Below are 12,184 nucleotides of genomic sequence, written 5' to 3'. Positions count from 1 at the left end.
TGATCATCGTGGGAGGGCGCACTCGGCACGGACGAGGACGGTACTTGGGTCACGGAGCGGAACCCCGGCGCGGGCAGGCGTACGACGGGGAACTGGGCGCGGCCGTCGCGCGGGCCCAGCAGGGTGACGAGGCGGCCTTCGCGGTCGCCTACCGGTTCGTGCAGCCCGGACTGCTCGGCTATCTGCGCGGCCTGGTCGGGGACGACGCGGAGGACGTGGCGTCCGACGCCTGGCTGGAGATCGCCCGGGACCTCGGGCGGTTCCGGGGTGACGGGGCCGGCTTCCGGGGCTGGACGGCGACCATCGCCCGGCACAGGGCGCTGGACCACCTGCGCCGGCAGCGGGTACGGCCCCGGTCGTCCGCGCTGGAGCAGGACGTGCTGGACCTGCCCGGCCCGCAGAGCACGCACGACCAGGCGCTGGAGTCCATCTCCACCGAGCACGCCCTGGAACTGGTCCGGGGGCTGCCGCGCGACCAGGCCGAGGCCGTGCTGCTGCGCGTCGTGGTCGGCCTGGACGGCCCGGCCGCGGCGCGGGTCCTGGGCAAGCGGCCGGGCGCGGTCCGCACGGCGGCCTACCGGGGCCTGAAGCGCCTCGCCGGGCAGCTCGGCGCGGAGAGTGTGACGGATGAGGCTCCCCGGACGCTGGGTGAGTCGACATGAGCGGAACCGGCGGTTTCGCCGGCGGTTTCGCGGACGGCCCGGGCGGGTCCCGCGGACCGACGCCCTGAACAGGGCGGACCGCCGGGACGTACTGGTGGGACCCGGCGGGCCGACCGGGGCGGACGGATCGATCGGATCGAGCAGGGACGGATACGGACATGGGTGAACGGCGCAGCGACGGCGGGCTTTCCGGCCGTGGTTCCCGTCACGCCCTCCTGGACTCCGACGTCGAGGCGCTGCTGGTCGCCGCCCTCATCAGGGACGGTGTCGACGCCGAGGGCGAGCAGCGGGCCGTGGCCGCCTTCCGGGCCGCGCGGGACGCCGGGGCCCTGCGCACGCGCGGCCGCCGCCGGGACGACTGGCGTACCCGGGAGCGGCGGTACGTGGGCCGGTCCCTGAGGACGACGCTCTCCGTGCTGCTCGCCAGTCTCACGCTGGGCGGTGTCGCCGTGGCGGCGATCGGCGTGGCGGGGTCACCGGAGAAGGGCACCAAGGACGCCCCCGAGCGCCCGTCCGCCCCGAGCAGCGCCCCGCAGGACCCGGCCGGGAAACCTCCCCGCGGCAGCCGAAGCCCCGGCCCCGGCACCGGCTCGGCCCCCGCTCACCCGGACCGGCCGGCTCCCGCCCAGGACACCGAGGCCCACTGCCGTGCCTACGAGCGGGCCGGGGGACGCGGCAAGGCCTTGGAGGCGACGGCCTGGCGGCGTCTCGTGGCCGCCGCGGGCGGTGAGAGGAACGTCACGGCCTACTGCGCCGAACAACTGGCCGAACCCAAGGGCGGGAGCGGTGACTCCGGAAACGGCGATCCCGCCAAGGGCGGCGGTGCTCCCCCCGCGAACAACGGCGGGGGCAACGAGCCGGGCAACAGCGGGAGCGGCGAGTCGGGCAACGGCGGGAGCGGCGAGTCGGGCAACGGCGCGGGCAAGAGCCGGAGCGACGGCAAGCGCTCCCAGTCCAACGGCCGTCAGTGACAGGAGATTTCCGCGAACCCAGGCCGTCACGGCCGGGCGCTGCCGCGAACCCGCCGGCACCCGCCATGGCAACGGCCGGGGCCGCCACCCCCCACAGGAGAGGCCCCGGCCGTCGCGCGGCACGGGCCGCGCGGCGGCCCGTACTCCCTACAGCGCCCAGTGTGCGTTTTCTGTCACACCCCGCGGCGTCACGGCTTAGTTGCATCTCGGACGGACATGGACGGGGAGTGGTTTCAGGTCGTAACGTGCCATTCGCGCCAACAGCGAAGGCGGCAAGACCACCGCAACCACCTGCGGCCTTGTGACCGCAATCACCAATTGAGCAACCACGACGGCGAGAACCCGGTCCGCGAGAGCGGCGCCGGTCAAGGCGCAGAAGGGCGCGCGGTGCTGGGGGACGACGCGGAGCTGACCGCCGCGGTGCGCGCGGCACAGGACGGAGATGAGAACGCGTTCCGGACTGTGTACCGCACCGTGCACCCGCGGCTGCTCGGGTACGTACGGACGCTGGTCGGCGACCCCGATGCCGAGGACGTGACGTCCGAGGCGTGGCTTCAGATAGCCCGCGATCTGGAGCGGTTCACCGGCGACGCGGACCGGTTTCGCGGCTGGGCCGCCCGGATCGCCCGCAATCGCGCGCTGGACCACATACGCATGCGCGGGCGCAGGCCCGCGATCGGCGGTGACGAGACCGAACTGACCGGCCGGGCCGCCGAGTCCGACACCGCCGGCGAGGCCATCGAGGCGCTCGCCACCGACGGCACGTTCTCCTTGATCTCCCGGTTGCCCCAGGACCAGGCCGAGGCGGTCGTCCTGCGCGTGGTGGTGGGGCTCGACGCGAAGACCGCCGCCGAGACGCTGGGCAAGCGCCCGGGTGCGGTCCGCACGGCGGCGCACCGGGGTCTGAAGCGGCTCGCCGAACTGCTCGGCGACGATCCGCAGGCCGATCCGGAATCGGCCGGAGTGCTCGACGCCCTGCCGCCCCAGCGAGAACCGCGCGGCGGTGCGGTGACGTCCGCAGGTGTGACGCGTAGCGTTATGCGGACGCAGAAGGATGTGTGATGGCCGACGAGCAGTACAGGTGGCTGGACCGCGAAACGGCGGAGCGTTTGCTGAGCGGAGAGCCACTCGAAGCCGTCGACGGCGCCGGCCGGGACCAGGCCGAACACCTCGCCCGCGCCCTCGGCGCACTGTCTGCCACACCCCCGCTGACCAGCGATGAACTCCCCGGTGAGGCCGCGGCGGTGGCCGCGTTCCGCAAGGCCCGCGCGGAACGCGCCGACGCGGTCGCGGCCCGTGCGGGCACCGGCGGCCAGGACGCGCCCGGGGTCACCGACGCCGGGCTGGTCCGGATCGGAAGCCCCGGCGGCAGCGGCACCGTCACCGCCCGGCGGCCTCGCTGGGCCCGTCCCGCCCGTCTCGCCCTCGCCGCCGTGCTGGCCGTCGGCATGGTCGGCGGGGTCGCCGTCGCGGCCGGAACCGGAGTCCTGAGGGCACCGTTCGGCGGCGACGAGCCCCACCCCGGTGCCTCCGTTTCGGCCGACGTCACTCCGCCCGAACGCCCCCTGGTGTCGCCCTCGCCGAGCGACGACGCGCAGGGCGGACCGACCCGCGAGGACGCCCCGGACGGCACGTCGACGGGCGGGGCGGACGCCCAGGGGCGTGACGAGCCGGACGACGACGCGAACGGGAGACCGGACCCCGGCGACCGGGCGGACCGCCCCGACGACGACCGCGGGAAGATCGCCTCCGCCTGCCGCGACCTCCGTGACGGCAAGTGGCTGGACCCCGACCGCAGGCGCGCCCTGCGGGACGCGGCGGGCGGCCTGCGGGTGTGGAAGTACTGCGAAGGTGTCCTGTCCTCGGCCGACCCCCGCTCGGGGCAGCGGAGGAACGAGGAGCACCCGGACCAGGGCCGGCACCCCGGCAACGGCGACGGCAAGGGCGCGGACCGGGGGAACCACGACCGCGGCCAGGACCGGAAGCAGGACAAGGCCGACCGGAAGGCCGAGAAGCAGGCCGAGGAACAGACCGAGAAGCAGGCCGAGGAACAGGCCGAGAAGAAGGACGACGAGGGCGACGCGGACCGCGGCCGGTACCGGAGCTCTTCCGCACCGCTGCGACCTGCGGTTTCGCACTCCGTGGAAATCTCTTGGCCGAGGGTGTGACGTTTTCGGCCGCCCCGGCGCAGTAATGAGTGAGCCGACTGGTCATCGGCCGTCGCACAGAGCCGGGGTTCCCCCCGTACCTACGGCTCGTGCACCTGAGCGCGGGCGGGACACGTTCCCCCGGTCCCGCCCGCGCCCCTGATCCCTCTCCCCGCTGTCACCAGGACACGACGACCCTGTCGCCGTTGCGGACCTGCGCGTACAGCTCCGCGATCGCCGCCTCGTCCCGCACGTTGACGCAGCCGTGCGAGGCGCCCGCGTAGCCCCGGGCGGCGAAGTCCGCCGAGAAGTGCACGGCCTGGCCGCCGCTGAAGAACATCGCGTAGGGCATGGGCGAGTCGAAGAGCGTCGAGACGTGGTCGCGGGACTTCCAGTAGACGGAGAAGACGCCCTCCCGGGTCGGCGTGTACTGGGAGCCGAAGCGGACCGCCATCGTCGACACGGTCCGCCCGTCGATCATCCAGCGCAGCGTCCTGCTGGTCTTGTCGATGCACAGCACCCTGCCGGTCCGGCAGCGCGCGTCCGGTGCGTCGGCCGGCTGGCCGCCCATCAGGTACAGGTCCCAGCGGCCGGGCTCGCGCGTCATGCGCAGCAGCCGCTGCCAGGTGACGGCGTCGGTCTTCCCGGTGCGCGGCAGCCCGCGCTTGCCCTGGAAGCCGCTGACCGCCCGCTCCGTCGGCTCGTCGTACGTCCCGGTCGGCCCCTCGAACAGCCAGGCGACCTGCCGCAGCCGGGCCTGGAGCTCCCGGACGTCCCGGCCGGTGGCGCCGCGGGACCACAGCACGCGGGGCGGGGCCGGGGCGGCACCGGGCTTGTCGTCGCCGGACGGCGGTGCGGCGCTCGGCTTGTCACCACCGTCGGCCGGTGTGCGGGCCGGGGACGGGGTGCTGCTCGGCAGTTCGATGTGCACCGGCGAGCGGCGCTTTCCCTCGCCGTCGGGGGCCTGCACCGTGCAGCCGGTCAGCGCGGCCACCACGGCGAGCCCCGCTGCGAACGCTCTCCCCATGCCCGTAGTACGCACACGGCCCCCTGCTCGTCTCACCGGTGTGCCCGGATGTCACCTGAGATGCTTCCCCCCGCGTGACCCGCCGCGAACCAAGGGGCATGGTGGTGAGCGAGGTCACTGCTCTGCGGGAGGCACCCACCATGGCGCGTGAGTCGGAGTCCGGACTGCCCATCGAGCCGGTCTACGGGCCGCAGGCCCTCCAGGGCTGGGATCCGGCGGAGAAGCTGGGAGAGCCCGGGGCGTACCCGTACACCCGTGGCGTGTATCCGTCGATGTACACGGGCCGCCCCTGGACGATGCGCCAGTACGCCGGTTTCGGCACGGCCGCGGAGTCCAACGCCCGCTACCGGCAGCTGATCGCCCACGGCACCACGGGCCTGTCGGTCGCCTTCGACCTGCCCACCCAGATGGGCCACGACTCCGACGCGGCGATCGCGCACGGCGAGGTCGGCAGGGTGGGCGTGGCCGTCGACTCGGTCGAGGACATGCGGGTCCTGTTCGGCGGCATTCCGCTCGACCAGGTCTCCACATCGATGACGATCAACGCCCCGGCGGCCCTGCTGCTGCTCATGTACCAGCTGGTCGCCGAGGAGCAGGGCGTCAGGGCGGACCAGCTCACCGGCACGATCCAGAACGACGTGCTGAAGGAGTACATCGCCCGCGGCACCTACATCTTCCCGCCCAAGCCCTCACTGCGCCTGATCGCCGACATCTTCAAGTACTGCCGGGCCGAGATCCCCAAGTGGAACACCATCTCCATCTCCGGCTACCACATGGCCGAGGCGGGCGCCTCGCCCGCGCAGGAGATCGCCTTCACCCTCGCCGACGGGGTCGAGTACGTGCGTACGGCGGTCGCGGCCGGCATGGACGTCGACGACTTCGCCCCCCGGCTGTCGTTCTTCTTCGTGGCCCGGACGACGATCCTGGAGGAGGTCGCCAAGTTCCGTGCCGCACGCCGCATCTGGGCCCGGGTGATGCGCGAGGAGTTCGGCGCGAAGAACCCCAAGTCCCTGATGCTGCGTTTCCACACGCAGACGGCCGGTGTGCAGCTGACGGCCCAGCAGCCCGAGGTGAACCTGGTCCGGGTCGCGGTGCAGGGCCTGGCCGCGGTCCTCGGCGGCACGCAGTCCCTGCACACCAACTCCTTCGACGAGGCCATCGCCCTGCCCACCGACAAGTCCGCGCGCCTCGCCCTGCGCACCCAGCAGGTCCTCGCCCACGAAACCGATGTCACCGCCACCGTCGACCCGTTCGCCGGCTCCTACGCCGTCGAGAGGATGACCGACGACGTCGAGGCCGCGGCCGTGGAGCTGATGGCCAAGGTCGAGGAACTGGGCGGCGCGGTCGAGGCCATCGAACGCGGCTTCCAGAAGAACGAGATCGAGCGCAACGCCTACCGCATCGCCCAGGAGACCGACTCCGGCGAGCGGGTCGTGGTCGGCGTCAACCGCTTCCGGCTGGACGAGGAAGAGCCGTACGAGCCGCTGCGCGTCGACCCCGCCATCGAGGCCCGGCAGGCCGAACGCCTGGCCACCCTGCGCGCGGAACGCGACCAGTCGGCCGTCGACACGGCCCTCGCCGCTCTGAAGAAGGCCGCCGAGGGCGAGGACAACGTCCTCTACCCGATGAAGGAGGCGTTGAAGGCCCGGGCCACCGTCGGCGAGGTCTGCGCCGCGCTGCGCGAGGTGTGGGGGACGCACGTCCCGTCGGACGCCTTCTGACCGGCGGGGGAAGCGTCCTACCCAGCTGTCACACCCGCGTGCGACACTCCTTCGCATGTTCGGTGTCATCGACCTGCCCACCTACCTGGCGGGCCTCGTCCTGATCGTTCTGCTGCCCGGTCCCAACTCGCTGTACGTGCTGTCGGTGGCCGCCCGCCGCGGCGTGCGTGCCGGGTACACCGCGGCTGCCGGGGTCTGGTGCGGGGACACGGTGCTGATGACGCTGTCCGCGGCCGGGGTCGCCTCGCTGCTCCAGGCGAACGCCGTGCTGTTCGCCGTGGTGAAGTACGCGGGGGCCGGATATCTGACGTGGCTGGCCGTCGGCATGCTGCGGGCCGCGTGGGCCATGTGGCGGACGCGGGGGGAGCGGACCGACGGTGGTGAGGCTTCCGCGCCCGCCGAGGAGCGGCCCTTCCGCCGTGCCTTCGTCGTCAGCCTGTTCAACCCCAAGGCGATCCTGTTCTTCGTCGCCTTCTTCGTGCAGTTCGTGGATCCGCAGTACGCCTATCCCGCCCTGTCGTTCGTCGTCCTCGGCGCCCTCGCCCAGTTCGCCAGCGTGCTCTACCTCAGCGCGCTGATATGCGGCGGCACCCGGCTGGCCGCCGCGTTCCGCCGCCGCAGGGGCCTGTCGGCGGGGGCGACCTCGGCGGCGGGTGCCCTGTTCCTGGGGTTCGCGGTGAAGCTGTCGCTGACGAGTTCGTGACGCACGAGCGCTGGGGCCTGTCGTTTGGATCAGGTCGCAGACGCGGGGCCTGGTACGCGCATCTGCGGCGTTGTCCGGGCGAGCGCCGCGAGGGCTACGACATGGACGAACGCGCCCGCCTGATGGCCGGCTTTCCCTTGTCGGCTCAGACGGGCGCGGAGATCTTCGAGGACTACGACCGGCACTTCGAGGAGGGACTCGCCCTCGTGATCGGGGGGACCGGGGCGCGCTACGGGGTCTCATCACGCGGTCCGGCGCGTCAGGACCGTTTCGCGCGGGCCCGCCGCACGGCCCGGGTGACCACGGGCGGCAGCAGGTCCTTGGCGAGCCGGCGGGCCCGGGACGGGGCGGGCCGGGCCGGGCGCGCCGCACGCGCCTCGCTGACCTCGGGGGCGGGGGCCGCTGCCGCGACGGGCTCCACGTAGTGCCGTGAGGGCGGGAAGGACGGCGGCTTCATGCCCCGGGAACGGGCCCGGATCAGCCGGTGCCCCGCCGCCTCCTGCACGCTCAGCCCGACGTCCGAACGCTGCCGCAGCATCTGCAGCAGTTCCTCCTGGAGCGGCTCGGGGTCGCCCCAGGTGGCGTACAGCTTCTGCGTGCTGAGGCAGATCGGGCGCAGACCGCGGTTGAGGACGGCCTCCCAGGCGGCGACCGAGACACCCGGGGTGTGCTCGGAACGGAAGTCGTCGAGGACCACGACGCCCTCGGGCAGCAGGATGTCGTGGGCCGCGCCGATGTCGCCGTACACGTGCTCGTACAGGTGCGAGGCGTCGATGTGGATGAAGCGGCAGGTGTCGGCGGCCACCCTCCCGGACACCAGGGAACTGGGGCCGGTGATCACCGTCGGCAGGGTGTCGTGGAAGGAGAGGTAGTTCCGCTCGAACGCCTGCTGGGTCAGCGAGGCGTACGACTTGGCCGCCTCCGCCTGGTTGGCCCCGTCCGGGGCGTCGCCCTCGAACAGGTCGCAGACCGTGAACCGCTCACCGTCCTGGAGGTGGTGGCCGAGGAGGATCGCGCTCTTGCCCATGTAGACGCCGAGCTCCAGCAGGTCGCCCTTTATGCCGGCCTTCTTCTGCTGGTCGAGGAACCAGGTGAACAGCATCTGGTCCAGCGGTGGGAACCAGCCCGGGACGTCCGCCAGTTCGCCGGGGTGCTTGTCGGTCGCTTGTGCGTTGGTCATGAGGCGAGCCTTCTCTCTGAGCGTTCCCCGAACCGACGCCCGGTTGAACGTCTCGTGAACAGGTCAGCGGGCCTTCGCCAGCGCCGCCCGCAGCCGGGGCGTCAGCGGCTTCTCCACATATTTGTTCAGCAACCACGCCAGCAGCAGCATTGACGCCACCGTCAGCGCGAAGGTCACCCCGGACGCCAGCCCCAGACCCCGGTGCAGGGCGTGGATCACCACCCAGCCGAGATGCTCGTGGACCAGGTAGAAGGGGTAGGTCAGCGCGCCCGCGACCGTCAGCCACCGCCAGTTCACCCGGTTGAGCAGGCCCAGCGCGATCGCGGCGACCGCCACGAAGCCGAACGTCACGACGGCGATGATCCCGAACGCGGAGCGGTAGGAGAAGGCCTCCGGGTCGGGGGCGTGCCACAGCGCCTGCACCGCGTAGTGCTGGCCGATCAGCCAGCTGACGGCCACGATGCCCCACCCGTAGACGTCCCGCCGGTCGCGGTGCACGAGGTAGAGGCCGACACCGCCGATGAAGAAGGGCGCGTACTCGGGCATCAGCACGATGTCGAGCAGCGGCATGTTCGCGTTCTCGGCGATCACTGCCGCCAGCATCCAGCCCGCGCAGAACATGATCACCCTGCGGCGGTTCGCTCCGGGCAGCACGACGCACAGGGCGAACAGCGCGTAGAAGCGGACCTCCGCCCACAGGGTCCAGCACACGCCGAGCACCCGGTCCACGCCGAGCGGCATCTGAAGCATGGTCAGGTTGACCAGGGCGTCACTGGGCGAGACGGCCTTGTAGGCCACCATCGGCAGCGCGAACACCGCCGTGACGATGAGCACCGCCACCCAGTAGGCGGGCAGCAGCCGGGAGGCGCGGGAGGCGAAGAACGACTTCAGGGGACGGCCCCAGCCGCTCATGCAGATCACGAACCCGCTGATCACGAAGAAGACCTGGACGCCGAGGCAGCCGTAGGCGAACAGCGAGTGCAGGGTGGGGAACTGGTCCTTGGGCGAGGTGCCCCAGGCCTGGGCGACCTCACCGCCGCGCCCGCCGTAGTGGTACAGCGCCACCATCAGCGCGGCCACCAGCCGCAGTCCGTCGAGGGCGCGCAGCCGGCCGCCGGAATCCTTTCTGCGCCGTGGGACGGTCGTGGCGCCCGGTGGTTCGACCAGCACGGCGACGCCGGGCCGGGGCTTGCGGGTGCTGACGACCGTCTCGGTCACGCTGGAAACCTCTGTGTGGCTCGTATGTCCTTTGCCTGGGCCGCCTGTGGGCGGGCGCCTGTCACCCTAGGACGAGAGTTGACGGAATTTCGTTCGACGGCGACAGGCTTCTCCTGACGGTCTCCATGGGTTCATCTGGATGTCGCCCGGGGCGGGCCGCCGAGCGCAAGCGGCTCAGCGGCGTACCGCCTTGCGCAGCGCCCGGGCCCGCCGGACCACCCGGCGTGCCGTGGAGTTGCGCGGCAGGAACGCCAGCCGCTGCGGAATACCGCCGGGCAGGCCGAGCGCGGTGAGCCGGCGCTTCTTGAAGTAGCGCCGGGTGCGCGGGCCGAGATGCCGGGCGAGGAACTGCTCGGCCTGCGGGCGCAGATCCGGGTAGATCTGCGGCTGCATGGTGAACCCGACGGCCGTGACGAGAGCGGGCAGCCGCTCGCCCGGCAGCACGTCACCGGCCTTGCCGCTCTCCAGGTCCGGCAGCAGCGCGTCCGCCAGGGTGGTGGGGATCCGGTTGCTGTTCTGGTAGGGCGTCAGGCGCTCCAGCAGCAGCTCGGTACCGATGCGGGCGACCGGCAGGTCGTAGAACGCGGAGGCGGTGAACAGGGCGGTGGAGAAGCAGCCGACGACCAGGGCGGGCCGGGCCCGGTCGAACAGCACCTCGGCGAGCACCGGCGTGTCCAGGACCGTGAGGTCCACGCCGAGCTGCTCGGCCTCGGTCTCCAGGGCGCGGCTGTAACGGGCCGGGGCGGTCGGATGGGGCTTGAAGACGACCGTGCGGTGGCCGCGGGCGACGGCGCCCCGCATCATCCGCACGTGCAGGTCCTCCTCCTCCTCGGGGGAGAGGATGTTCAGCGCCGACAGGTACTGGCCGAGCAGCAGCGCCGAGTCGCCCGGCAGGTCCGGCAGTTCGGGCACGGTCTCGGTGACCTCGCCGAGCACCTTCAGGAACGCGGGTGAGGGCACCAGGTGCGCCGGCACGTCGAACTCGGTCAGCAGCATCGGGGTGAGTCCCGGCACCAGATCGAGGTGCAGCAGCCGCCGTACGCGCGTGCCGACCAGCGGGTCGAGCTTGTTGCGCGTGGGGCCGTAGCTCATCAGTCCGTCGGCGTAGACGTCGACGGGGGCGTCGGTGAACAGCTGGGCCACCGTGAGCGCGGGTGCCACCTGGATGGACTCCAGCACCAGGCTCACCCGGTCGTCGCCGAGGCCCCACAGCAGCCGCAGATAGCGCTCGAAGAGGGGGATGTCGTCGGCGCGCGGCGTCCAGGCCCCGGGGTGGAAGGGGCGGATGGCCTCGTTCCAGGACAGCACCTCGTCGAAGTGCTCGCGCAGCGGCGCGAAGCCCGGCATCTCGTCGAGGGCCGGCGTGGTCTCCGGGGTCGCGGAGTTGTTGAACACCAGCAGCACCCGGCGGTCCGGCTCCTCGAAGAGGTCGGAGTCGATCGCGGCGGCCAGGGTGGCGACGCCGTACAGCGTCGAGGCGCAGAAGATCTGAGTGGTCCCGGGCATCAGGCGGCCGCTCCCGTCGTGGTCACCCGGCGCCGCAGCCGCCGCAGCTTGGACGAGCGGTCCATGTCCATGGCCTCCAGTGCGTCGGCGAGTGCGTCCTGCGGCATGCGCTTGATGGCCGCCGCGCTCATCGACCGCAGCTGCCTGGCCACGGCCGGTTCGAACCTGTCTTCGTTGGAGAGGTGGTGGGCGATGATCGCGCAGTAGGTGCGTACCGCCTTGGGCAGCAGCCGGTCGGCGTCGCGGTCCGCGGCCGTCTCCTCGATCACCTGGTCGAAGGCCCGGATGAAGTCGAGCTGACGGACGTCACCGATCTGCGTCAGGGACGAGGCGACCCCGCGCCGGTAGAACACGCCCAGCAGGCTCACCACGGCGAACGACTCCGCCTCACGGTGCAGTTTCCAGATCCACGGCCGGTCCTCGGCCGTGCGCAGCCCGTCGGTGAAGTGGAGCACGCCCTTGTCGACGAGGCGGCGGTGGTAGGCGCCGGCCCAGGCGTAGGCGTAGTCGACGGAGGTGGAGCGGTGGGCGGGGAGGATCGCCTCCCGCGGGTCGAACGCCTCCCAGCGGCGCCCGACCGGGACCCGGTGTACGGAACGGGCGCGCGCGGTGGCCTGCACATGGTCGGTGCGCACGAAGTCGCACCCCAGGTCGTCCATGGCGGACACCAGTTCGGCGAGGTAGCCGGGGGCCAGCCAGTCGTCGCCGTCCAGGAACGTCAGGTACTCGCCCTGCGCCGCGTCCAGGCCGGTGTTGCGGGCGGTGGCGAGCCCACCGTTCTGCTCGTGGCGGATGTACCGCACCTGGGCGACATCCGAAAGGTCCTCGGCCGCTCGTTCGAGAATGGCCGGAGTTCCGTCCTTCGAATGGTCGTCGACCAGGATGAACTCGAAATCGCGGTCGGCGTTCAACCGAAGGCTTCTGAGGGTGTCCGGGGCATATTGCTGCACGTTGTAGAACGGCACGATCACGGAAAGCTTAGGCACCCGCAAAACGTTAGGAGGCGGCCCGGCAGCGGAACTTTCCGATGAAGGTACACCGGGTGAACT

Annotated in this window: 11 protein-coding genes and 1 pseudogene; 7 read left to right on the top strand and 5 right to left on the bottom strand. The window is 72.1% G+C overall.

The annotated features are described in order from the left end of the window. The first annotated feature begins 44 nt into the window (after positions 1-44). From ACIRDU_RS16490 to ACIRDU_RS16475, 4 genes are all read left to right on the top strand, one after another. Entirely contained in the window at positions 45-662 is a 618-nt protein-coding gene (locus tag ACIRDU_RS16490) for an RNA polymerase sigma factor (protein WP_403579659.1), read from the top strand. A gap of 158 nt (positions 663-820) precedes the next feature. Continuing rightward, positions 821-1,633, top strand: coding sequence for a hypothetical protein (locus ACIRDU_RS16485; RefSeq protein ID WP_403579656.1), 813 nt, complete (start codon positions 821-823; stop codon positions 1,631-1,633). A 387-nt stretch (positions 1,634-2,020) separates the two neighbouring features. Next, a complete protein-coding gene (locus ACIRDU_RS16480; RefSeq protein WP_403580620.1) occupies positions 2,021-2,695 on the top strand; it encodes an RNA polymerase sigma factor in 675 nt (224 codons plus the stop codon). Continuing rightward, entirely contained in the window at positions 2,695-3,801 is a 1,107-nt protein-coding gene (locus ACIRDU_RS16475; protein ID WP_403579653.1) for a hypothetical protein, read from the top strand. The genes ACIRDU_RS16480 and ACIRDU_RS16475 overlap by 1 nt, the downstream gene beginning before the upstream one ends. A 157-nt stretch (positions 3,802-3,958) precedes the next feature. Here ACIRDU_RS16475 and ACIRDU_RS16470 read toward each other — a convergent pair whose 3' ends face one another. Beyond that, on the bottom strand, positions 3,959-4,807 hold the full coding sequence (locus ACIRDU_RS16470) for a L,D-transpeptidase family protein (RefSeq protein ID WP_403579650.1): 849 nt from the start codon (positions 4,805-4,807) through the stop codon (positions 3,959-3,961). 140 nt (positions 4,808-4,947) lie between these two features. Here ACIRDU_RS16470 and ACIRDU_RS16465 point away from each other — a divergent pair, with 140 nt between their 5' ends. From ACIRDU_RS16465 to ACIRDU_RS16455, 3 genes and pseudogenes are all read left to right on the top strand, one after another. Next, on the top strand, positions 4,948-6,528 hold the full coding sequence (locus tag ACIRDU_RS16465) for a methylmalonyl-CoA mutase (RefSeq protein WP_403580618.1): 1,581 nt from the start codon (positions 4,948-4,950) through the stop codon (positions 6,526-6,528). Positions 6,529-6,583: 55 nt separating this feature from the next. Then, a complete protein-coding gene (gene leuE / locus ACIRDU_RS16460) occupies positions 6,584-7,231 on the top strand; it encodes a leucine efflux protein LeuE (RefSeq protein ID WP_403579647.1) in 648 nt (215 codons plus the stop codon). A 74-nt stretch (positions 7,232-7,305) separates the two neighbouring features. Next, positions 7,306-7,470 (top strand): annotated as a pseudogene (locus ACIRDU_RS16455) (TetR/AcrR family transcriptional regulator C-terminal domain-containing protein); the annotation flags it as partial. Positions 7,471-7,490: 20 nt separating this feature from the next. Here ACIRDU_RS16455 and ACIRDU_RS16450 read toward each other — a convergent pair. The 4 genes from ACIRDU_RS16450 to ACIRDU_RS16435 all read right to left on the bottom strand — a co-directional run bounded on the left by ACIRDU_RS16450 (position 7,491) and on the right by ACIRDU_RS16435 (position 12,121). Next, on the bottom strand, positions 7,491-8,411 hold the full coding sequence (locus ACIRDU_RS16450; RefSeq protein WP_403579645.1) for a class I SAM-dependent methyltransferase: 921 nt from the start codon (positions 8,409-8,411) through the stop codon (positions 7,491-7,493). 63 nt (positions 8,412-8,474) lie between these two features. Beyond that, the gene (locus tag ACIRDU_RS16445; RefSeq protein WP_403579642.1) at positions 8,475-9,629 is read right to left on the bottom strand and encodes an acyltransferase family protein; all 1,155 of its coding nucleotides are present in this window, start codon (positions 9,627-9,629) and stop codon (positions 8,475-8,477) included. 174 nt (positions 9,630-9,803) lie between these two features. After that, the gene (locus tag ACIRDU_RS16440; RefSeq protein WP_403579639.1) at positions 9,804-11,135 is read right to left on the bottom strand and encodes an alpha-2,8-polysialyltransferase family protein; all 1,332 of its coding nucleotides are present in this window, start codon (positions 11,133-11,135) and stop codon (positions 9,804-9,806) included. Beyond that, complete coding sequence (locus tag ACIRDU_RS16435; RefSeq protein ID WP_403579636.1) at positions 11,135-12,121, bottom strand: glycosyltransferase family 2 protein; 987 nt, start codon at positions 12,119-12,121, stop codon at positions 11,135-11,137. Before ACIRDU_RS16435 ends, ACIRDU_RS16440 begins: the two co-directional genes overlap by 1 nt. Positions 12,122-12,184: the final 63 nt, after the last annotated feature.

Source organism: Streptomyces sp. NPDC093598 (genome assembly GCF_044764825.1).
Classification (GTDB): Bacteria; Actinomycetota; Actinomycetes; order Streptomycetales; family Streptomycetaceae; genus Streptomyces.
Note: the sequence above shows the minus strand (reverse complement) of the source record. Positions and strands in the feature narration are given on the sequence as shown.